The sequence below is a fragment of the Pseudoalteromonas sp. JC28 genome, from assembly GCF_013319255.1.
GTDB lineage: Bacteria > Pseudomonadota > Gammaproteobacteria > Enterobacterales > Alteromonadaceae > Pseudoalteromonas.
In genome coordinates this window covers 39114-62797 of record NZ_QOKX01000005.1, presented here as the reverse complement: position 1 = coordinate 62797, position 23684 = coordinate 39114, and the positions used below count along the sequence as shown (strand labels likewise).

The 23684-nt window shown below is 42.5% G+C and carries 19 protein-coding genes; 9 read left to right on the top strand and 10 right to left on the bottom strand.

Features of this window, described 5'->3' with window-relative positions; all coding sequences use genetic code 11:
- Positions 1-36: 36 nt before the first annotated feature.
- Together DS891_RS12175 and DS891_RS12170 are read right to left on the bottom strand one after the other, a co-directional pair.
- Positions 37-1146, bottom strand: coding sequence for a GNAT family N-acetyltransferase/peptidase C39 family protein (locus DS891_RS12175; protein ID WP_088530045.1), 1110 nt, complete (start codon positions 1144-1146; stop codon positions 37-39).
- Positions 1146-2594 (bottom strand): RimK family protein, encoded by a 1449-nt coding sequence (locus DS891_RS12170; protein ID WP_010606541.1) that lies wholly within the window; start codon positions 2592-2594, stop codon positions 1146-1148. Before DS891_RS12170 ends, DS891_RS12175 begins: the two co-directional genes overlap by 1 nt.
- Before the next feature lie 334 nt (positions 2595-2928).
- Here DS891_RS12170 and DS891_RS12165 point away from each other — a divergent pair, with 334 nt between their 5' ends.
- On the top strand, positions 2929-3756 hold the full coding sequence (locus DS891_RS12165; RefSeq protein ID WP_010606540.1) for a hypothetical protein: 828 nt from the start codon (positions 2929-2931) through the stop codon (positions 3754-3756).
- Positions 3757-4816: 1060 nt separating this feature from the next.
- On the opposite strand, the gene DS891_RS12160 is transcribed toward DS891_RS12165, so the two are convergent.
- Positions 4817-5785 (bottom strand): AraC family transcriptional regulator, encoded by a 969-nt coding sequence (locus DS891_RS12160; RefSeq protein WP_174169928.1) that lies wholly within the window; start codon positions 5783-5785, stop codon positions 4817-4819.
- Positions 5786-5906: 121 nt separating this feature from the next.
- Between DS891_RS12160 and DS891_RS12155 the strand changes: the two genes are divergently transcribed.
- The gene (locus DS891_RS12155) at positions 5907-6755 is read left to right on the top strand and encodes a sterol desaturase family protein (RefSeq protein WP_174169927.1); all 849 of its coding nucleotides are present in this window, start codon (positions 5907-5909) and stop codon (positions 6753-6755) included.
- 2 nt (positions 6756-6757) lie between these two features.
- Here the strand turns inward: DS891_RS12155 and DS891_RS12150 are convergent, their stop codons facing one another.
- Positions 6758-7669 carry a LysR family transcriptional regulator gene (locus DS891_RS12150; RefSeq protein ID WP_174169926.1) on the bottom strand — a complete coding sequence of 304 codons (912 nt, stop codon included), beginning with the start codon at positions 7667-7669 and terminating at the stop codon, positions 6758-6760.
- Between the two features lie 96 nt (positions 7670-7765).
- Between DS891_RS12150 and nfsB the strand changes: the two genes are divergently transcribed.
- The 3 genes from nfsB (at position 7766) to DS891_RS12135 (ending at position 11120) form a co-directional block, all read left to right on the top strand.
- Positions 7766-8425, top strand: coding sequence for an oxygen-insensitive NAD(P)H nitroreductase (gene nfsB / locus DS891_RS12145; protein ID WP_174169925.1), 660 nt, complete (start codon positions 7766-7768; stop codon positions 8423-8425).
- Between the two features lie 387 nt (positions 8426-8812).
- Entirely contained in the window at positions 8813-9925 is a 1113-nt protein-coding gene (locus DS891_RS12140; RefSeq protein ID WP_010606245.1) for a M35 family metallo-endopeptidase, read from the top strand.
- A 133-nt stretch (positions 9926-10058) separates the two neighbouring features.
- The gene (locus DS891_RS12135) at positions 10059-11120 is read left to right on the top strand and encodes an endonuclease/exonuclease/phosphatase family protein (RefSeq protein ID WP_174169924.1); all 1062 of its coding nucleotides are present in this window, start codon (positions 10059-10061) and stop codon (positions 11118-11120) included.
- Positions 11121-11224: 104 nt separating this feature from the next.
- Here the strand turns inward: DS891_RS12135 and DS891_RS12130 are convergent, their stop codons facing one another.
- From DS891_RS12130 to DS891_RS12115, 4 genes are all read right to left on the bottom strand, one after another.
- On the bottom strand, positions 11225-13093 hold the full coding sequence (locus tag DS891_RS12130) for a DUF885 family protein (protein WP_174169923.1): 1869 nt from the start codon (positions 13091-13093) through the stop codon (positions 11225-11227).
- A 255-nt stretch (positions 13094-13348) separates the two neighbouring features.
- Positions 13349-14035: a transposase gene (locus DS891_RS12125; RefSeq protein ID WP_102057280.1), complete on the bottom strand. Its 687-nt coding sequence runs from the start codon at positions 14033-14035 to the stop codon at positions 13349-13351.
- Positions 14036-14445: 410 nt separating this feature from the next.
- Positions 14446-14619: a hypothetical protein gene (locus tag DS891_RS12120; RefSeq protein WP_157782802.1), complete on the bottom strand. Its 174-nt coding sequence runs from the start codon at positions 14617-14619 to the stop codon at positions 14446-14448.
- 129 nt (positions 14620-14748) lie between these two features.
- A complete protein-coding gene (locus DS891_RS12115) occupies positions 14749-15213 on the bottom strand; it encodes a CreA family protein (RefSeq protein ID WP_010606241.1) in 465 nt (154 codons plus the stop codon).
- A gap of 339 nt (positions 15214-15552) precedes the next feature.
- On the opposite strand from DS891_RS12115, the gene DS891_RS12110 reads away from it, so the two are divergent.
- From DS891_RS12110 to DS891_RS12100, 3 genes are all read left to right on the top strand, one after another.
- Positions 15553-18000, top strand: a complete 2448-nt coding sequence (locus DS891_RS12110; RefSeq protein WP_174169922.1) for a TonB-dependent receptor — start codon at positions 15553-15555, stop codon at positions 17998-18000.
- A 54-nt stretch (positions 18001-18054) separates the two neighbouring features.
- The gene (locus DS891_RS12105; protein WP_174169921.1) at positions 18055-19539 is read left to right on the top strand and encodes a sulfotransferase; all 1485 of its coding nucleotides are present in this window, start codon (positions 18055-18057) and stop codon (positions 19537-19539) included.
- Between the two features lie 64 nt (positions 19540-19603).
- Positions 19604-20662: a hypothetical protein gene (locus DS891_RS12100; RefSeq protein ID WP_174169920.1), complete on the top strand. Its 1059-nt coding sequence runs from the start codon at positions 19604-19606 to the stop codon at positions 20660-20662.
- Positions 20663-20668: 6 nt separating this feature from the next.
- On the opposite strand, the gene DS891_RS12095 is transcribed toward DS891_RS12100, so the two are convergent.
- Positions 20669-21250 (bottom strand): YqaA family protein, encoded by a 582-nt coding sequence (locus DS891_RS12095; protein ID WP_102057285.1) that lies wholly within the window; start codon positions 21248-21250, stop codon positions 20669-20671.
- A 156-nt stretch (positions 21251-21406) separates the two neighbouring features.
- Between DS891_RS12095 and DS891_RS12090 the strand changes: the two genes are divergently transcribed.
- On the top strand, positions 21407-22003 hold the full coding sequence (locus DS891_RS12090; RefSeq protein WP_174169919.1) for an ACP phosphodiesterase: 597 nt from the start codon (positions 21407-21409) through the stop codon (positions 22001-22003).
- A 174-nt stretch (positions 22004-22177) separates the two neighbouring features.
- On the opposite strand, the gene DS891_RS12085 is transcribed toward DS891_RS12090, so the two are convergent.
- Complete coding sequence (locus DS891_RS12085; protein ID WP_174169918.1) at positions 22178-23623, bottom strand: serine hydrolase; 1446 nt, start codon at positions 23621-23623, stop codon at positions 22178-22180.
- Positions 23624-23684 lie beyond the last annotated feature (61 nt).

Below are 23684 nucleotides of genomic sequence, written 5' to 3'. Positions count from 1 at the left end.
AATACAGGCCCTTTGACTTATAACCGAAAAGGTTATTTAAAATGACTCGTGCAACACCACCAGCGCACTTAACTTGCTTGCGCCAAACGTCATCATTTTTTCAAAATCCGACCTTGCGATGGGTACTTGCTGGCAGTCGATAGGGTTTTGGTCGTCCTCAACATCAGGGTCATTAAGATATAAGCACAACTCATCCAACCCCGTAATAAGCACCCAATGCGGCGCCTTTTTACCGTTTAGCCGATAAGTGCTGATCAAGGCCAATACCGCACTGCCCTGTAACAACCATTGTTCAACCTGTTCAAGCTTTACATCGGCTTGGTGAATAGCAATATCACGATATTCACACTCTTGACGGAATTGCTCATGAACTAAGGTCATCACCTGCTTTTTCTGCGCGCTTCTCACGCCATCTAAAAATAGCGGGCCCGCCGTATTCACCATCACCTCTGCCGCAAAACCACGGCGCTCCGCAGCCAATGCCAAACCAAATGGGTGACAGCCGCCGTGACCTGCGGTCATAAAGATGGTGGTCGCTTCACGCCATATCTCAAGCTCTAAGGCCTGATCGCCCATACAGCCTGGATCTATGCTTGCCATTGCCATCATCAGTGACGCCGGTCCGCAGGTAAAGTCTGTTGTTTGTTGATACCAAGGAGCCTGATGCAACACCGCCTTTTGCGACAGCTTACGCACACATTTTTGCATTCTTAGCGCGTCATCATGATCCGCATAGTAGTTTTGATACTCGCCAAATACACGATAACCCATGCGTTTATATAAGCCGATGGCAGCGTCATTGCGTTTAGCCACTTCTAAACGCATATATAACCAGCCCATTTCACCCGCTCTGACTTCAAGCTCAGACATCAGTTGGCGTGCGATCCCTTTACCTTGATGATGAGGCGATACCGCCAATGAATAAAGCCTTGCTAGCCGCGTTCCTTGATGCAACCAAAGCAGCCCATAGCCCACAAGTTCCCCTGCCAACTTTGCAGTGAGCAGCAGGCTATGTTCAAAACTGATGTAATGCTTGAGTTGGCGACGACTCAGTCTATCCGCACTAAAGCAGTTTTGCTCCAGCGCATTCAGTGAGTTCAAATCCTGCAGTGTCGCCTTTTCAAGCACCAACGCGGCTTGCAACATTACTTTTTACCTCTCGCTTCAAGGCGTCTTGAAAATTCAGACATCACTTGCATGTACAGCTCGTCACCGAGATATTTGTCTTCAACCCCTTGGTCAATATTCGGGTTGTCGTTTACTTCAAGCACGTAGGCTTTGCCGTTGTGCTCTTTAATATCAATACCATACAAACCATTACCCACGACTGCCGCCGCTTTTAACGCTGCGCGTAACACCGCTTTTGGCACTTCAAACGTTGGTAGCGTGTCAAACCCACCCGAGAAATTACGTTTTGACTCGTGGTTATAGATTTGCCAATGGTTACGTGCCATATGGTAACGGCATGCGTAAATTGCACGGCCATTTAATACCCCAATACGCCAATCGTAGTCCGTGTATAAGTAAGCTTGCGCCAACACAATCGCAGAGACGCTCATCAGCTCTTGTAAACGCTCGCCAAGCTCTTCTTTGGTTTTTACTTTAAATACGCCTTTTGAGAACGAACTCTCAGGCATTTTAAGCACCATAGGTAACGATAACTCAGCAATGAGTTTATCGATTACTTGTTCATTACACTGACTCACAAATCGCGTTTCTAAACTTGGCACCTTCTTGTAATTAAAGGCATCATGCAAAAACACCTTATTACAACAGCGTAGGATCGAGCTTGGGTCATCAATTACCACTAAATCTTTTTGCTCGGCTTCTTGCGCAAGGCGATAAGTATGGTGATCAATCGCTGTGGTTTCACGAATAAATAGCCCATCGTATTGGCCTAAGTTGTATAACTCAGCCGCTTCTAATGGATGTACTTTAATGCCAAGCTTTTCACCCGCTTTAACAAAGCGGCTGATCGCCCCTTTATTACTTGGCGGCAATTTTTCATCGTGGTCCACCAGCATCGCAATATCCCAGCGATACTTTTTGTGACTCTTACGTTTGTTCCACTGAGTGGCATGCACATGACCTAATACTTGAGTACAAAACTCAAGCTGCGCCACCTGTAGAGTCGAAAAGTCGCGACGCTGCACCTGCACACGCACGCCTTTATCTTGCTGCTGTAATGTCACTTTTAGTAAAGGCGCTGGAAATTGCTGAAATAAATACGCCGCCAACTTACTAAATTCAGGCTGTTGGGTTTCGCCCATACAAATGATCAGCTCAGCGTCATCGGTAATCGCGATCCCACGCTTATCAAACCAGGCTTGCGATAAAAACAACGCATTATCGCCATCACGTAAACCATTAATAACCTTTAGACTCGGAAGCACTTGGTGATTACGCGCTTCAGCAAGTAAAGAGCAGTAATAACCTTGGCTTAAATAACGGTCACAGTCACATAAATTAATCACTCGAAGTTTTGATTCACCGAGCTTTGGGTACTCTTGCAAATACGTTTCAAACGTCACTACGTTATTTGCCAAAGGCAGTACATCTGCATTTTGATCAACAACGAATAGAGTAGATAGCATCTAAATAATCCTTAGGTGGCGATGCGTTAGCACATCAGTACATGATGGTTTAGGCACCCCACGATTTAACATAGGGTTAGTGGGCAAATTCAAGGGCCCACATAAAAGTGGAGTAGTTGTAATCTTAAATATAGCACTTAGCAATTGAGTAATTTTGATTCTCAAGATAAATCTTTCTTGCTGTCGGCGGCTGGAATAAAAACCTTTATTTTCAATCGGTTAAATAAGTTAAAGGTTCGATAAATAAGATTAATGCTAACGATGAAGAAAAATTGCATTATCAGTAAAGTTTACAATACTTAATTGATCAAAAATAAAATAACAGGACTTCCTCATGCAAAGGAAAGCAAATCTTCTGGCCCGACTTCGTATCGCATATGAAACGACTAAAAAAGAACTACTAATATTATTGTTGTTACTTGCAGTCGTTGTTGACATGCTGCCAACTGAATTATTTTTTAGAGTTGAAGTAGCCAACACCATCAAAACAGGGTTGATGTTACCTATTGCATTTATCTTGCTGGAGCTTTTGTTCAAAATATACGATGCTGTTTTGCACAATCGTAGAGAAGTAAAAATAATTAAATCCAATGACTTGTTAGGAGACATTGGTCGACTATGTGAATCTGAACGAGAAATAAATATCAAATATATCGGTGTCGCAGGAAGACATGGCTGGAGTACTGTAATTGCCAGATTTTTAGATCCAAGCTCAGAGATGTGTCTTTTGAGTAAAAAGCAAATAGTCATAGAGATAGCTTTATTAGCGCCGCAACAAGTCGGCTCAATCGATGGTGGTACGGAAAGATATTCTGTAGTCCAATCGGTATTAAAGGAAATAGAATTTACCAAGCAAAGGTTGCAAGCCGAGGGAATGAAACACGTCACGATCAAAACTTACCTTTATGAACATACTCCTAATTTTCTTGGTTTTTTGGTTAATGACAATTATTTATTCACTTCCTTAACCTATTGGGAATATGTTGGCACCGGAGAGAAGTACCTTAGAGGTGGCGGCACTGATTACATTGTTTATGATAAGAACGATGGATTCGGAGGAGCTTATTATCTCAAACGTTTTGAAAGCTGGTTTTGTCATTGCGTAGAAAGTACGCATCAAGAATCATATTGCTCTGAAGAAGCAAAGCATAAAAAGGACTAGCGGTTTAACATGATTAAAGAAGAATAATCACTACTATTCGACTTTCAACATAACGTTGCCGGTAAATTTAGGTTTAAAAAGAGAGCGAACAGATAATACCCATCCCATATTTTCACCGATACAGGGAAGGCACTTCAAAGTTGAAGCTGTCATCTTTTGAATACACAAACTTTAGGTGGGTGTCAGCACAAACTGAAGTGGAATCCCACCCTGTCGGCTACATACCTGAAAATAATTATTATGATTGGCAAATCTAGTTGTTATTGCTCTATAACAAACACAACTAACACTATGATATAATGTGATAAATTTTATTTTATTGATTTTTGTTCTTGTGAATTTTTATGGTAGTTTTATCAAGTCGCATCTTAGGACTCGTACACAGCGAGTCCCCGACTGGAATTGACTAGATTAATGTAAATAGCTCTACACTCCCGGAAGAAAAATATTTACTATGCGATATTTTAGTGAAACCTATTATTTCTTCATTGAAGCTTTCATGTTGAATTTTAGTTGATTTAGGTATTTGTAAAAACTCTATACCTAAAAAACTTTAAAAAACTAGGCATTTAATTTCGAGTAAAAACATGATTAAAACCCTACCAATTCCGTTTTTTCTTTTTCCATCAAAAAGTTATCTTTAACTTTACCAGCCACACACAAAACCTTAAACTTGATAACCATTAGTTTATTTTTACTAATTATAGGTTTTAACTTTTATTTTTTAATACAACCAATTAGAGGAAAAGGTTTAATTCCAAAAACACTTAAATCTAAACGAGAAGGATAAATATAATGAAAAAAACAAACCCTAAAAATTTCTTTAAAAATTTAGCACAACACCAAGTTGAATTTTCTTTTCTCTCATCTTTATTTAGATCTAAAACATTATTAATAATAACCACCATATACCTATTGCTATTTATAGGATTTGTTAATTTATTATTCAAATAATTAAGAATTGAGGAATCGATGACGCCCACTATAGTATTCCCACTACATATTTGCACCGAAGCTGGGAATTTGACTAACAAACCAAAACTTACCTACCTTCGGTTCTTCACTTTAGCTTTGACGGTGGCTTCCCATACCATTTTAAACAAACTTTATTGAGCGCACTTTGCTCTGTAAAACCGAGTGCGTCTACAATATCGAGCAATCTGGTGTTGTCGATGAGTTGTTCAAATCTATGCTTTCGCTCTTGGTCGAGTAAGGTTCTAAAGCTGGTGTGTTGTGCTTTTAGCTTACGCTGCATCGAACGCACACTCATGTTTAATGCCTTAGCCATACTTGCTTGGTTGACTCCAGTCAGTGAGTGCTTTGCCGCCAGTAAATTGGCAACACGCGTTTTTAAATCATGATTATCACAAAGCGCTGATACGCTTTTGGCAACCGCTTGCTCAATATGTTCGTGCATTAGGCTGTCGACGGTAGCGACTGGCATGGTAAGAAAATCTAACGGAAACGACAGCGTATTTTCAGGGCAGTTTTGTGATACGGGGCAGCCAAACCAACTTTGCAAACGCTGTAATTCTAGGCCACACACGCTAAAGCTAAGCTGGAGTTGGTTAGGCGATAAAGTTGAACGCAAAAGCTGCCTTGCAGCGCTCACCCAAGCGGTCATATTACGCAAAATGGCTTGCTTACCCAGCGGGGTTTTTGGTTGCCAAGTTAACTTGGCATTGTCACTATCACTTGTGAATACGGCGAGGCCAATATCGGCGACAATTGCGTCGTAATGCAATAATGAGGCTATAGCCTGCTGCAAGTCTTTACTGGTTTCGACCAAGTAGCCAAGCGCCCCATAGTCATGCAACTGAATGGCTTTACCCAGTTCAAAACCAATTAAGGGATCGCCGCTTAACTCCTGCCCTACCTCAAGCAACCGCTCGTACTCAACGAGTGTTACACGTTCAGGCCGTGACGCTACCAGCTCAGCAAACTCGCCTTGCAGTCTCTTGTCATCGGTAAAATAATCATGAAGATAGACCCACGCACTATAAAAATATACAAACGAAGTGGAGTGCATTGCAGTTCCTTTTGTCGTATTTGGACAAATTGTTGGCGCAGTTTGGCAGGATTGTCAATGGCTAACCCGTTACGCTAGTGCATATAAAGTACCAAAACTATGGCTAAAGAAGGAGCTATATATGATTGATGTATCGCTAATTTTACTGGCACTCAGTCCCGTCTTTTTACTTTGTGTTGTCTGGGAGTATATCAAGCACCACGAACACTATGATTGGCGAGATTCATTACTCAATGCCCTACTTGCGTTGCTACATCAAGGCAGCGACGCGTTGGCTTTACTTGTACTGATGCCGCTCTTTTACTGGCTCCATCAATTTGCCTTATTCACAATCGAATTAAATACCTTCACTTTGCTCTTTGGGTTTATCTTGCAAGATTTTTTGTATTACTGGTTTCACCGCGCATCACATTGTATTCACTGGCTTTGGAGTGCACATGTGGTCCATCACAGTTCTAACAACATGAACTTTACCACTGCATTTCGCCAAAGCTTGCTATACCCAATTGTCGGTATGTGGCTGTTCTGGCTGCCTATGATACTTCTTGGATTTACCCCGACCTTGGTATTTACCATCGTCGCAATCAACTTAGCTTTTCAATTTTTTGTTCATACACAAACGGTTAATCGATTAGGGATGGTAGAGCGAATTTTTAATACGCCTTCCCACCACAGAGTCCATCACGCCAGTAATCCTGACTATATAGATAAAAACTTTGCCGGGGTGCTGATCATTTGGGATAAGCTTTTTGGCACCTTTATCGAGGAGCGTGAAGACATACCAATTTGTTATGGAATAAGAGGTGCGGCACCAAAGCAGACCCCTTTAGATGTTAACTTTGCTCAGTGGCGTCATATGTTCCACCGCTTTTCACAAGCAAACACTTTAAAAGGCAAATGGTTGGCGCTGTTTGGTTATCCAACCCACTTACCCGACAAGCTAAAAAATACGGACTCTGCCAAATCCTAGAGCTATTTATACCGCTCGGCCTTTTCTACAAGCGCTTGGCAGTACTTTCTTAGTTTATCGCGCAGCACTCTCACACTTGGGTTGATCATTTGCTTTGACGGGCAGATCAACCACAGCGGCTTACATTCAACGCGATAGTCATTTAATATACTTTGCACCACACCTTGTTCTATTTGGTCTGCTACGTCTATCGCGGATCGCAATGAAATACCCGCTCCTTGCGCACACCAGCGCTTTACCACATCCGCATCATTACTGGTTCTACGCCCTTTAAGCACCACTTTGTAAGTTTGCTCATTTTTCGTCAGTTTCCACGTATCAAACTTACTGCCTCTGATCAAAAAGAATAGCCCTTGGTGCTCGCTTAATTCCTCGTGATCCTTTGGCGTGCCTTGTTTTTCTAAGTATTCCGTAGAGGCACAAAGCAGTAATGGCACATCACAAATTTTAAAGCCGTAGAAGCTACTGTCTTCAGGCGCACCATAGCGCAGCGCGATATCAACACCGTCACGATAAAAGTCGAGATTGTGATCATTAAGAATAAGCTTCAGGGCAAGTTTGGGGTATTCATCAAGTAATTCGTCTAGCCAAGGAAGGAGAATATTACGGCCAAAATCTGACGGAGCGGTTAACCTTAGCTCACCGTCAATTTCGTTGTCGTTATCGAGCACCTGCTTTTTGCCATCAGCCAAAAGCGCAAGTGCCTGCTCGCAAATTGGCAAATAGGTTTCACCTTGCTTTGATAGCCTTAAGCTACGCGTAGAACGCACAAAAAGTTGAAAGCCAAGGTGCTTTTCCACTCGCTTTATCGCAGCGCTCGCCGTGGCAACTTGCATATCTAACTGCGCAGCCGCCGCACTAATATTGCCAAGCTGAGCCGTTTTCATCACGACGATTAAATCTTGTGTATTCATTTTCAAAAAATTTTTGAAACTATTTAACTCATTATCATCTTTTTATTGATTATGTAAAACCCTATTATCTCTTGAAAGCAATTTTAGGAGTCTGTTATGTACACATTACGCGATGCAATTCACAATCGTTATTCCACAAAAGCCTTTGATCCTAATAAAAAAATTAGTGATTCAGATATTGAGCTACTTAAGCAAGTACTAAGGCTGAGCCCATCTAGTACCAACGTTCAGCCATGGCATTTCGTCATCGCAAGTACTGAGACAGGCAAAACTCAGGTGGCTAAAAGCACACAAGAGAATTACAAATTTAATGAAGCCAAAGTACTTAACGCATCACATGTTGTTGTATTTGCTGCAAAACAAAATATAGATGATGCACATTTAGATAAAGTGCTTGCCAAAGAAAGTGCCGACGGCCGATTTGAAAAAGGCTCTGAAGTAGAAGCACAAATGAATAATGGCCGTCGCTATTTTGTCGGCTTAAATCAAACCAGCGATGAAGCAATCAAAGCATGGACTGGCAAGCAAGTTTACTTAAATCTTGGGCAATTTTTGCTAAGCACTGCACTACTCGGTATAGACTCTGTACCCATTGAGGGTTTTGACGCTGAAATTCTCAGCAATGAACTTGGGTTAACTGAGCAAGGCTTTGATGCCCTTGCCATTGTCGCATTGGGCTATCGAGACGAAGGTGATTTTAATGCTAAATTGCCTAAATCTCGCCTTGCTATCGACGATATCATTACCGAAATCTAATACCCAGTTTGGCACTGATAATGGTTTGCTAGATAACATCAGTGCCACTCCAGCTTCTGTTGGAATACCATTTCAAACACCACAATGTAAATCAATGTGAATGAAACAATAAATTCACAACTTTCCTTTCCTCAGTTTTGTATTAAATTTATCCATACTTTTCAATAACATTACAGTTATTTGAAATTATTGGTAATTTTTTAATGTAAACTTTTTAGCTCTATTGTGAAAATTCTGCTTGAAACATCGAATATATTATTGTTAATTAAAAGTGAAGAGTGAATTCACCTTTAAAAATAACGAAATGACAACAAGTAAACTCAGTCCTCACAACTGGTTTTGTACCTGCCAGCCGAGAGACTGTAGCAACCTCAACAGGAAGAAATAATGAAGCTACTATCACGCACACTATCTACCGGGTTACTCGCAGCAGCCGTAACCGCATCACTGAATGCTCAAGCAATGAATAAAGACCTAGCGGTAAGCGTTGATGTCGACACAAAAAGCAATGGCGATGTTATTGCGACGCTAAACATCACCAATCAGGGTAAAGGTAACCAAAAAATCTTAAGCTGGTATACAGATCTCGAAGAAGAGCATATTTTTAAAATTACGCGTGATGGTAAAGAAGTTAATTTCTTTGGCCCTCACTACAAACGCCCAGCTCCTACCGAAGCTGACTTTATCAAGCTAAAGTCTGGCGAAACGCTCACTAAATCATTTGAGCTTTCGGGCCTTTATGATCTTAGCCAGCCAGGTAACTACGAAATTAGTTATGATGTTGAATCATTTGACCTTTTCGGTAAAAAAGAAATCCCAAGCATGACTACAAGAACGATGGGGCAGCAATCGATGATGCGTGCCGATGTAGCAGAACTCAGTTCAAATTCGGTCAATCTTTGGCTTGAAGGTGTAGCATTAAGCAAAGGTAACCTCCAAGTTAACGCAAAACCAGTCGCTGGTGCAGCAGACTGTACTGATGGCACTTGTTTTACAGGTCGTTGTAGTAACAGTGAAAAAACCAGTATTTTGTCAGCACTGAATGCTGCGGACCAAATTACTAATGACTCTGTTGCTTACTTAAATAGCCACTCAGCGAGCAACCCGTCTACGCGTTATCAAACTTGGTTTGGCGCAGCGACAAGCAGCCGCTATGCAACCGTGAAATCTAACTTCAACGCAATCAATGATGCAATCGACAACCAAGATCTCACTTTTGACTGTAGTTGTAACAAATCATACTTTGCTTATGTATACCCAAATCAACCATACAAAGTATATCTATGTCGCGCATTTTGGAGCGCAAATGAGCTAGGTACGGATTCACGTGCGGGCACGATTGTTCATGAGCTAAGCCACTTTAATGCCGTTGCAGGTACAGATGACATCGTTTATGGCCAATCTGGTGCGAAAAACTTAGCAAATTCAAATCCAAGTCAAGCAATTCAAAATGCTGACAGCCATGAATATTTTGCGGAAAACACTCCGTACCAAAACTAATCTCGACTTATTTGGTATAGATATCCCTGACGAGTATCGGGTTTAGGCAAGCGCCTAGACCCGATGCTATTCACAGCGATTTCAGCTAACATGAAATATACTTCTTAAATTCATCTATTTGCTGAGGAATTTCATGACTTGGGTTATCGTCGCGCTGTGTGGTTTTATCCTACTAGCTACGCTATTGCCACTTGCTAAACATCCGCATTGGAGTGTGAGAGCAATGGAGTTCCCGCGGCTTCAGCTCGTTGTTATTACCGCATTTACGCTACTGCTGTCCATTTTCTATCTTAATCTTCAAAGTGTAGCCGCGCTTGCTGCCATTTCTCTATTAGGTTGTTTAAGTTTTCAACTGTGGTGGATTTTACCCTACACCCCGCTTTGGCCTGTCGAGGTAAAAAAAGCGACAACCAATACTCACACAATTAGTTTGATCACCGCCAATGTACTGCAAACCAATCGGCAGTTTAATTTGCTGCTGGAGCAAGTCCGGGTACATCAACCTGATATTTTAGTCACGTTAGAAAGTGATGAGATATGGGAGCAACAATTAGACTCATTGTTGGACATACTGCCCTACAGCGTTAAATGTCCACAATCCAATTTATACGGCATGCACGTTTATTCTCGCTACCCGCTAGACGAGGCAAAATGTGAGTATATCGTTGAAGAAGGCGTACCTTCGATACATGCAAAACTCAGGATAGCTCCCCATATCGTGATCCAAACCCATTTTTTGCATCCGGCACCGCCAAGCCCCACCGAAAACGAAACGGCCATTGAGCGAGATGCGGAATTGGTGGTTGTCGCCAAACGCGTCATAAATGAGCCTCTGCCCACCATTGTCACTGGCGATCTCAATGATGTTGCTTGGTCACCAACCACGAGGTTATTTAGGAAAATAAGTGGGCTTCTTGATCCGAGAGTTGGCCGAGGCATGTTTAACACTTTTCATGCACAGTACCCGTTTGCACGTTGGCCGCTGGATCATTTGTTTTCGAGTCACCATTTCACAGTGATCGATATTAAAAGGCTCAACAACATAGGGTCAGATCACTTTGCGCTTTATGCAAAACTCGCTTATCAACCGATCAAAAATGAAGATGAAGCAGGACTTGAGCTGAAAAAGAAAGATATACATCGCAGCAAAGAAATTATTGAAAATGCCGTGGCAAAGCCGAATTGCAAATTATGATAGTGAGTTTAAGTACGGTTAGTATGAACGAGTGTTATAAGGTTTTTTAAATAACGTCAACTTGAAGCCAGCATCGTTCACTGACTTCAAGCCGAAAAGTGTATTTACGACTTCAGAGAATTAATCCAAGTCTTGATATCTTCTTCAACAAGCGCCATTGGCCTTGCGCCCTTTAGCAACACCACGTCGTGGAATGCTTTAATATCAAACTTATCGCCCAGTTGCTGTTTAGCATGCTCTCTAAGTTCAACCAATTTAAGCATACCTAACTTATAACCAAGCGCTTGTCCTGGCCAAGCGATATAACGGTCGATAGCCGATACCACATCGCTCATCGCCGTACCAGTTGCATCAGCAAAATACGTGATCGCTTGGTCGCGTGTCCACTTTTTATAATGTAGGCCCGTATCAACCACCAATCGAGCCGCACGATATGCCTCAGCTTGCAGACGACCTAAGTCTCCAAATGGGTCGTCCTTATACATCCCCATTTCGTATGCCAATAGCTCTGAATACAGCGCCCAGCCCTCAACATAACCATTAAATGAGGCATTTTGACGCATCAAACCGATTTCTGTTTGCAACATATTAAGCGCAATTTGGAAGTGGTGACCAGGAACCGCCTCATGATACGTTAAGGTTTTCATCCCAAAGCTTGGTACTGCTTTCATGTCTTTTAGGTTGATTGAAAATACCCCTGGGCGACTGCCATCAAGCGATGGACCGTTGTAGTAACCACCTGGCGCACCTGCTTCCACGGCCTTTGGTATACGTTTAACTTCAACAGGTTGCGGTGGAATTGTAGAAAAATAATCTGGCGCTTTTTGTAAAATTGTCCTTATTTCACCACGCAAGAACGATAATAACGCTTCACGACCTTCGTCAGAATCTGCATATAAAAATCTCGACTCTTCATTAAGCTGCTTCATCCGGTCACCAACTGTGCCTTGTGAATAGCCATTTTGCTTAAGGATTTCGTCCATACGCTTTGAAATACGCTCCACCTCAGCAAGGCCAATTTGGTGGATCTCTTCCGCGCTCATATCAGAATCTGCCAAATAGGTGATTTCATGCTGGTAGAAAGATTCGCCATTTGGTTGGGCCCAAATACCGACATTTTCAGGCGCTTTGCTCTCTAGAGCGTGCATAATCGCAGACACATTTTTAAACTCAGGATAAAGCTTTTGCTCAACTATTTGTGTTGCCTGTGCAACATAATCAGCGGCGGCTTTATCCGTAATACCATCAATATTCGCAAGTTTATCTTTAAACGACGCAACCAAAGGATGTTCTGTACCACTTGGCGCCGTGAAGTTATCTAAATAACCTAGCGTGTTTGGAAATAATACTTTTGGTAAAATTACGCCTTTATTGGCATCCGCTTTTACCTTGCTTGCAACTTGCTTCGTGACTTCAACAAAGGCATTTAGGCGCGCAACATAGTCTTTTGCATCTTGCTCACTTTCAATTCCATGCTGATCTTTTAGCACATTAGGAATATCCAACAATGGGCCAGACAACTGGTTAACAATGTATGGCAGGTGTCCGCCCCAAGTATCAATATAACCTGCTGAGAAGCCTTTATCGCCGGCATAATAACGGGCAATAACTTCATTTACTTTAAGGTGCAACAAGTCATCAGAGTTCGCCACGCCCGATTGTAATTGTTTTAATTTATCTGCGGCTGCGTTCATATCCACCTGTAGCGCCTGCATACCGACAACCGAGTAATCTGGCAGTCTATTGGCGTAGTGACCATATTCACTGCTTGATAATTTGAGCGAAGTGGCAAGTGCGGGTTCGTGGTTAATAAACTGCTTGGTGTACTGTTCTACGACTTTGTCGATTTCTGCACGAGAGAGAGTTGATTCAGTGGTTTTAGCAACAGATATAGTTTCTGTTGTTGGCTTGTCTTGAGCACATCCGCTCAAACCTAGCACAACAGAGAGTGCTACCAAGCTTATTTTATTCATTATTACGCCGCTCCATTAAGGTTGTTGTCAAAGCTAAAATACCAGTGCAGATCTGGCTGCTGATGGAATAGTCATACCAATTTGAAAAAGCAAATGGATATAAGCACTTTATTAAGAATATGAGACTGCAATAAAGTGCTCACGCTATTCTCATAGATGCAACTACAAGTAACATATTTGCGTTTTTGTTACAGCTATAAAAGACGGAAAATTGCGAATTAATTGACTTTTCCGAGCTTTTTCCAACAAACTAGCTTAGCTTTCGAGCACTAGGGGCTTTGGCGTATTAGCGCATTGCGACGGTAACTCAACGATAACGCGCTGCACGCGACCAGATGACTTGTCAAACACAAAGCAAGCATGTGGCCTTTGCTCTAACTGTAAGCTGATGGTGATACTCAAACTTTTGGGTAAAGCTTGGGCTATCACATCTCTCGATGCTTCGGTAAAGAGTACAGATTCAGGGGTAAATTGATAAAACTGCCCAAACTGCAAATCACAGTGGTCGCCTTGCTGTAAGTCCTTTCTATATTCATATTGATAGAGCTTGCTGCCACAACCGGGGCCAAAATAACAGGTCGTCAATGCCGTAAAATTGTAGTCCCGCACTTGTGGAATAAAGCAGCGCTGAGTTCCCCGCTTTGGCGTTGGATGCCAAATCTGTGCACATACTTTAAAAAATGGTCGTTTATTTTCATAAAGTACATATAGATCATCATTGTCCACCATCCCTCGCGCATGATGTTGGTAATTACTACTACCCGCAACTCGTGCCGCGAGAAATTGCTTATTTTGCGATAGCCGATACAACATTTCAGCTAGCAGCCTCAATGTACTGTCATCCAAGCAAGCTGGACCTGTATATAAGCTAGAAACACAATTAACAAAGTCACTAAAGCTAATTGCCCCATGACTATAAAAGTTATCAAATTGGCGTGCCATATTTCTTCCTTGTTTGTAAGCGTTTTAGTCAGACGAATAGCGAGTGCGTCAGCTAAAATTCGAGTTTTTTTAAAACAGAAACTTGCAAATATCCGATTGCAAACTGCGCTGCTTTTTTCTTAGTCCCTAATTAAAGCTAATGCAGACTGAGGAGAACGCAACAAATTAATTACAATTTTGCTGGCAGCCTAGCTAAGACTATTAATGAGAAGCGTCAGAGATGGCGGTTTAGAGTTTATACACTATACAGCGCGTAAGTGAAGCATGAATGTATGTCATAAAAAATTCATGCAAATTTATGCACTTAACACCACGCGCGACAGAGACTGAGCCGAGCGCAATATTTATATTATATTTTCATCGTTTCGAATGACATTAATCAGCAAAACAAGATAAATCACGGCCCAAATTTACTTAGATTTGGATTCAGAGATTACCTCGTCTTGGCTAAACATCTCAACCTGAGCAGCTTGAGATGAGATGCTATGTGCATCAGTTGTTAACGTTAAAATAACAAACAATACAGTCATCACTGCAAATGCAATATTGACCGTTTTCCCTAAAAAGCGTGTTTTTAACATCACGATTTCTCCTAAACTTATCACTATTAAGCTTAGTCGAAATCGTGAGCAAAAAGGTTTAATTCAAACAAAAAAAACTCATTAAATGCAATTATCGAAGCGTGTGGGTTTATGTGCTAGCGAACATTCGAGTTAATTGGTTTTATCGCCTTGATAAGCCTGAGTTCCCCATAGTGGCACAGTTGATAAGCTATGCTTAAAACTGCCAGAGGTTTCCTTGGTGGTATAGGCTAAGTACATTAAAGTTTGGTTTTTTGCATCAAAGATCCTTCTCACTTTCATTGCTTTAAAAAACACACTTTTTGATTTTTTGAACACCACTTCACCAGAATCGCTTTTGTCTATATTTGCTAGCATTGCCGGTGTTATTTCGCTCGTTTGACGACAAGAAATAGAGCTATCGCTAGGATCTGAAAAACTCAAGTTATCTTCAACACTCGCGACATGGCAGGTCACGCCCGTTACAACAGGGTCAACCATAGAGTCTAGTTTTATATCTTTGAGCGTAAATAGACCAAGAGATACATCACCAACTTCACTGTCAGAGCAACCGAGTAACGTACAAGATGCCAACAATGCAAACATCAGCTTTTTCATTGTTTTTCCTTAATATTATCGATGTATAAAAGAAGTATACGGAGCTAATACTCTAAGCTATTTAAAAATTTTCGCAAATAGCCGTCTTCCATAAAGAAATAACCATTCAAAAAATCAAAATAATTATTCACAAAATACGAATAAGCATGTTAGCATGCGCCGCAGTTTCAGGGTGGTTAAATTACCTAAAGTAAATACAAAGTATTGCCCGTCTATTTACCGCCAGCTGTATGAAATTTTCTCTAAACTCGGGACTAAAATGTGCTACCTGCATACTTACCCATTTATAAATATTGAAATTTCGTCACGTTTAATTCTAAATTTGAGGTTCCACCATTTATGAGTAAGCTCCATCCAAGCTTAGTCGCACTAGCTGTTAGTTCGAGTTTTTTTGTTGTTAATCAATCACAAGCAGAAGAAAGTAAGGCTCAAGAAAAGTCAATTGAGCGAATTCAAGTAACAGCAACTCGACGCGCAGGCACAGTTCAAGAAGCGCCATTAAACATTACCGCCGTCGACAGCGATGTAATGAGCGACCAAAATATTGGCGACCTTGAAGACGTAGCAAGATGGGTCCCAGGTTTGACAATCACAGAACAAGGTGGCCGTGAAGGTTCACCTATTATTGTTCGTGGTTTGAATACTAATTCGTCAGAACGTGCCTCTGACTCGGGAACCGTGGCAACTTACCTCGGCGAAATCCCAATCAATGTGGATTTGCGACTAACCGATATCGAACGTGTTGAAGTCTTGATTGGCCCACAAGGTACGCTTTACGGCGCAGGCACGCTAGGTGGTGCGATTAGAACCATGCTTAAAGCGCCAGTGCTTGACGTTATTGAGGGTAAACTAAGTGGTGATTTATTCAGTATCAATGATAGTGACAGCCATGGTCATGAAGTGGGTGCTGTCTTCAATATGCCTGTAGTGATGGATGAATTAGCCGTTCGTGCAAGTATTAACCGCTATCACAACCCCGGCTTTATGGATTACAGTTATGTGGTTAAGCAAGCTGGCGTTTCAAACCCAGATCCTGATTGGTCCAATGCTGAGGACGTAAAAGCAAACATCAACGCAGTTGCGGATGCAAATGATGAGACCATTACGACCACACGGGTTTCTCTACGTTGGTTGGTGAGTGAGAATATCGATACCACGCTGAACTATTTTCACCAGAAGCAAGAAAATGGCGCTAACTCAATTTCACAATATCAAAGCCTTGCAGCACAGCACCCGCTTGCCGATACGATCAAACCATACGAGTCAGCCTATCGCGTGCTTGAACCTAACGAACAAGAAGACGACCTGCTTAGCCTTGAAATCAACGCCGATTTAGAGTTTGCTGATTTAGTTTCGGCATCCGGTTGGTCAAGTAAAGAACAACAAGGCCAACGAGATCAAACCGATCTACTTTATGATATTTGGCCGGGTTATGCGGATTTTCCTAGTTTCACCGCATTGACCAAAGACACCACAGATCAAGACACTTTTACCCAAGAGATCCGTTTAGTTTCTAAAGGGGATGACGCGCTAAATTGGATTGCTGGGGTATACTACAGTAAACAAGAAATTAGCTCGGACGATAGAGAGTACACGCCAGGACTCACGGCGTTTTGGGGCGATGAAATCGACAATGTTGAGCAAGACCTTGAGTATATTGCACTTACCAATGCCACCAGCAAAGAGTCTGCATTGTTTGGCGAAATCGGCTACGCATTTTCAGATGATTTTAATATCACAGTGGGCGCTCGTTTCTATCGCTATGATGTTAAAACTGAGTCAGCGGCTGAAACCCCGCTCTATTCTGGGGGCCTGCCAAGCCTCGAACAAATTTCATTTGAACAAGTCAGTGCCAAAGACAATGGTAGTTTGTTTAAGTTTAATGCCAATTACACTTGGCAAGATGGACTGCTGACGTACTTCACTGTCAGTGAAGGATTTAGGTTAGGCGGTGGCAACGGTTTGGAGTCCTGTCCAGAAACACTACCTGAGCAACAAATCATCTGTGCACTGCCGCATGAGCTTAGCTATAAACCAGATACCACCACTAACTATGAGCTGGGATTAAAATCTACATGGCTGAATAACAAGCTACATTTTAATGCCGCATTATTCAGTGTTGATTGGGAAGATGCACAGATCTCATCTGTGACGGTAAACGGCCAAGAGATCATTACCTCTAATGCTGGATCTGCAAACTCTAGTGGGATTGAGTTGTCAACCCGGGCTATGTTGAACGACCAGTGGACGGTGTATGCAACCTATTCTTATGCAAAAGCACAGCTAACTGATGATGCACCGGCCCTGTTTGCGGTATTCAAAGAAGGTGACTATAGCGCTGAAGAAATCGCGCTTTACCAGCCGTACTATGACGGTACAGATGGCGACCGCCTACCTGGCGCCCCAAAACAGCAGTTTTCATTCGGTTTAAGCTACGAGCAGGAAGTGTTCGACGACAAAATGCTTAACGTTAATTATGGAGTAACCGCGCAGAGTGACGTATACACGAAAGTCGGACTCAAAGCGGACGGAGAGGTATTACCAGGCTTTGCCTTGTCTAACCTCAGTGCGAAGCTTTCAAGCGAGCAATGGGCCGTCACTTTTTATGTCGACAACCTGTTTGACAAATTTGCTTTCACCTCGGTAAGACGCGACAAGTCTTGGGCTGGTGAAGCTAAATTCGCGGCGTTAAACAAAGCCTTGCCAGAGCAGCAGCGTGTGTACGGACACTATGTCACAACACCTCGTACCGTTGGGGTCAAGCTTAACTACCAGTTTGAGTTATAATCAGCAAAAAACTAAAATAGAGAGTGAAGCTACCTTCACTCTCTTCACGTTGCGATGACATCATACAATCAGATCCAAAGCTATATTCAACAGCATCAATTTCAAGCGGCGCATCACGCATTAGTCGCTCGCATCAGTACCAATGCCAACGATCATCACGCTTACGCCTTATTGGCCGAATTGAATATCGCTCTCGGTAACCTCAGCAAAGCGCTAAAAATTTACGACAAATGCCTAAGTTTATTTCCCTGCGCACTTTACTCCCTAAGTGCTGCCAAACTTGCGCTTTTTACCCAAGCACCATTAGTGGCAAAGCGCTATATTCTGCATTTACTAGGTAACACACAATTGTCGGGGTCAGAGCACGATACTCTCGCAAATATCTTACTGAGATTAAACCAATATACTGACGCTGGTTGGCATTTTAACCATGCCTATACACGCTCACCACACTGTCCTGAAATCGCGATCAACTATGCAATGCATTTAAAGATGTCTGGTGAATTAGCACAAGCGCGGACGCTGCTTGCCTCTTTAGTGCAAGCAAACCCAAGTAATGCAAAGTGCCAGTTAGCCTACTCAGAGCTTACTCCTGTAGAATTAGCACCGACTCGCATCACTCAGTTAGCAACTGAAATAACAGCGCAAACTGCACCTCTTGCATTACAACGGCTTTACCATGCGCAGGCGCTCGAATACGAAAAGCAGGAAAATTATCCCAAGGCATGGCAAAGCTTTGTGGCCAGTAAACAAGCGATAAGTACCGAGGTTTCCTATTCATCTAAACAAATGACTGGCTATTTTCAAGCACTTGGCAAACTTCTAGACAAGCCTATTGATTTTGCTCCAGAGCAAACGCTTGCACCTGTATTTATCATTGGGCTACCACGCTCAGGCACCAGTTTAATGGAGCAGATCTTAGCGCAATTGTCGCTACAACCGCTGGGAGAAACCAGTGTATTGCCCCAAGCACTTAGGTTTTCTCGTGACTACGACAGTAATATTCAATATATCAGCCACGCCTATAAAGAGGCTAACGCCATTGGGCAATACCGTCTCTTCACCGCGCAGTCCGTTGCTGGTGCTCAACGTTTTGTAGACAAACAACCATTTCATTTTTTCTTTATCGATTTGCTTGCAAAGGCGTTTCCACGCGCGAAATTTGTCGTGATGAAACGAGACAGAACAGATACTTGTATCGCAAACTTCCGTCAATTATATCAAACGAATAGCCCCTTTCATGGCTACTCATACCGGATGCAAGATATTCAAGCTATGTATGATAATACTTATGCGTTTTTGCAAGATGCCGCACAAAAACATCCGACTCAAATTAAATTTGTGAATTATGAATCGCTGGTAGAAATGCCTCAGGCTGTGATGAGAGAAGTCTGTCAATTTCTCGAGTTGGATTGGCAAGACAATGCACTTCACTTTTATAAGCAGGGTTATTACTCAGCGACAGCCAGCAAAATGCAGATCAGACAACCATTGAACAATGCAAGTGTGGACAAATATCGAAATGTATACCCAATATAGGAATATTGCCCCATTGCAGTGATGATGCTAACGTTAGACAAAAGGAATACAAAACAATAACGATATGAAGCAACTATTCCCTACTCTCTGTTTCGCAACACTTGTGGCTTGTACACCGGTCGAAATAACAAAAACCGAGCAAGCACTCACACAAGCTCAACAGCAAAGAGACATAGAAGCACAAGCACAGGCGCTCAAGACACTCAGTGAATACGACAGCGCCACATGGCAAAGCTTATATCAAGAAACACAAAATGCCTCAGCTTTACTACTAGACGCACAAATTGCTTATGAAAACGCTGATATCGTTACGGCTCAGATAAAAGCCGCGCAATCAAAAGCACTTAACAATTCACTACAAGCGGATACGTTGCTGCGCACCTTATCTGCCGACTATCCTCTGACGGAGCTGATTGATACATTGGTAAAGTTACATTCTGCGCCAAACCGGCATGAAATTGCACTCACGAGCTTCTTTAACCAACCTCCTAGTAAATGGAACATAATCGACGTCAATCAGAAATTGTCGCTGATCAACGCTCATATTCAAGCAATTCGAAAGCAGATTGCTGCTATTACTGAAGGTAAAAAGCACAATGCAGTGTACCAAACTGTACTGACGGAGGCTGAATCTCAAATTGAACAACTAGGTAAGCAGGAGAGTTTGCTTTTGCGCAACCTTCAGCAGCAATTAAGTACCATACATGCGGAGCAATTTATACAGCTTCATCACACAGTGACAGAGCAACTGAATAACTTTGAAGAACGAGTAGTAGCCTCAATGATCCGCCAAGATCAAAATAAATTAATAGAGACAATGCAGCACCAAAGCGAGCTGCTGTATAACATTGATCTCATGTTAAAGCATACAGGCTCTGCAAGACATGCTGAGTTTGAGCCTTTTTACCTTGCTTATATTCAACTGCTGAATAAGTCCAAAGATTACAGAGAGTATGCTCGGCAAGGTAAAGCAGCCCTCGCATTATTTGAGCGCGCCGGAGCCCCTAATAACTTTTATCAACAGTATCAAATGCTGGTGTCAGAGCCACTAACACTGAGCGATGATTTACTCGCTTTTGCACGCTCACAAAATGAATCAAAATTTTTGTATAGAAAATACTAGGCCCTACTAGCGACTAGTTATCCACCATGCGAGCAACACAATTGCCGTTGTGAGAATAACGGCTTTTATTTTATGTTGTTTAATTAGCTTTTCAGCCTGATCACCAGCAAAGTAAACGACCGCCGCCAAGCCAAAATAACGTAGTGAACGGGCAATACAGGTTGCAATTAGAAATTGTAATAGTGAAAACTTTGTGGCGCCAGCTGCTAACATGGCAATCTGAAAAGGTACTGGCGCAATACCTAAGGTCAACACAAACCAAAATCCCTGACTTTGCATCTGCGCTTTCACTTGCTCAAACTGAGACTGGCTCGACAGCAGCTCAATAGCGGAATCCCCCACTGCATCAAATAAATAGTAACCCAACGCATAACCAAATAAGGCACCAATCACACATCCAACCGTCGCCATTAGCGCAATTAGCCATAGTTTTTCTCGCCTTGCCTGCATTAGCGGCACCATCACAGCTTCAAGCGGAATAGGCACGATGGTTGACTCTAAAAAAGAGGCAACCGTGATCCCTTTGAGCATATTTTTTGATTCTACTAATCGCTTGGTCTTTTGCTTCAATTCAGCCGTTAGCGCCATCACACTTCCCCTGATGTTCTGAGTAATGGAGACAAGCATAGCCTAAGCTATGTTTCTCCTTCCTGAATTAAATGGTTATTCATATATGCTGGTATTTGTATGTGCGGACAAATGCGATACTCTGTTTTAGAGTGAATTATTGGGGGGGATGTTTCTGTGAATTATTTGGCGCATTTGTACTTTGCCAAACCAACTGCCGCATCGCACTTTGGCAACTTGCTCGGTGACTTTCAAAAAGGCGTGAATATACAAGTACTGCCCAAACCTGTGCAACTTGGTCTACAAACACATATGCAAGTCGATAAATTTACTGATAGCCACACGATAACAAAATCTGCTAAACAACTTTTTTCGCCCGCGCGTCGCCGCTTTGCAGGCATTGCACTGGATGTGTTATATGACCACTTTTTGATTAAGCACTGGCAGCAATATCACAGCACCTCGCTTGATGACTTTAAACGTCAGAGCTTTTCATTGCTGCACGATAACTTGCACATCATGCCTGCGCACATGCAACGAGTCGTTAGCGCAATGACACAAAATGATTGGTTTGCCACCTATGAATCCGTAACTGGTGTGGGTCATGCGCTCGATAACATCGCAAAACGTATTCGTTTTCAAAACCAATTTTCAGGCACTGAAGTGGATATAAAAGAGCACTACCACCAGCTTGAATCTGGATTTCAAACCTTTTTTCCGCAGTTGGTTGAGCACATAAGGCAGCAATCCATAGAGCACCAGAAAATAGAGTAAACTGTCGCCGTGTTACTCAATACCAACTCGATTGCAAGGTTGCCAGGAAGGGCTGCCCCCCCGCTGGACACCTGTTCTTTGGCTGCTATCTAACCAGTCAAAACGGTACATAAACGCTAGATGTATTTTATACCAATACCAGAGACAGACTACTCGTTGAAGTGAAGCTTCCGATTAAATCCGCTCAAAACGATATAGGCCACGCCAAATCACCGCAGTGATCTCACCTTTGTCATTCGTTTCAATGGTGACATCTGCGCCCCCTTCAAGCTCAATCAGGGTGTCTTCCTCTGTGGCAACGAATGCCATCAGGTTATCGCGGGCCATATCTAAGACGTTAAATCGCGTCCCCTCTCGGGTGATTTTCATTTTAAACTGATGATCTTTCTCATAAGCATACAGACCTTCCAATTGCTTTGCACGTGCCTCAGATAATGTAATCGCTGTTATTTTTTTACTGCGTAGAAAATCCCAGCCGTAATGTTCGCTGATGGCAATGCGAAGCTCACCAAATACGGTACTCGCTGAGTCGCCATTGGACATCAACACCATACCCTCGCCTTTTTCTACATATGCTTCAAAACGGTTGCTAAAGCCTTTATTTTTACCACCATGGGTGAAAATAAGTCCTTGCTCACGCTGTTCAAGCTCTGGTCCCAAACCCCATACGTCATGATGAACTTCAAGCATTTGCTTCGCCAGCTCTGGCGTGATGGGCCCCACGGTATTGCCGGCATACGCTTGTTGTACGGCCATAATATATTTAGCAAGATCCACCGGAGTGGTCCAAAGACCAGCAGCGGCTTGTTCTGGATAAACATGCCAGTCCCCCTCGACTTGCTCGCCTTTATCGTCAAACGCAGCACTGGCTTTTGACCATAGCGTTTTTGGTAGTGGTTGCGCATAGGTACTATTGTGCATACCCAACGGAGTTAAAATTGCCTGTTGGACATACTCTTCAAATGGCATTTTTGTCACATCTGCCACGAGCAATTCCATTACCGTGTAACCACCGCCAGAATAGCGCCAAGCTTTACCTGGCAAAGTGTCAACCGTCACTAAGTCGGTATTGCCTTTACCCATTAAGACTTCAACATCGGTTGGAATTTTACTACCACGCACGTAGCCCGGAAAGCCATGTTGAGTGAGCCCCGAGGTATGAGTCATTAACTGTCTCAAAGTAACAGGATTGGCTTTGGTAAATTCGTTTGTTGGTACTTTCCAAGAGGTGAGATATTGATTAACGTCAGCATCTAAATCGACTTTACCGTCTTGTGCTAACTTTAATACCGCAAGCGCTGCAACGGGCTTACTAATTGACCCTGCCTGAAACAGTGTTTCAGTGGTCACTTTTCGATTTTGCTTTTTATCTGCAATGCCAAACCCCTCAGCCCACACCACTTTACCATCTTTGATCACGGCAAGGCTTAAGCCCGGCAAATGCGTTTCTTGAAGACGCGTCTGCAAATCTACAGGTTTATATTTTTGGCCTTCCAACTGCACTTTAGGTAAGAGGTTATGTGCAACTTGTTGAACTTGATGTTGGGCCGAGTCAGTGGCGAAGGATGTCTGACTTAGCAACGACGAGCAAAAGATGGCGCAGTACAATAATTTCGACATGATATTTCCCTTGTTATTATCGTTATTCACTCACTTTACACATTGATAAATGTGCCGTGAA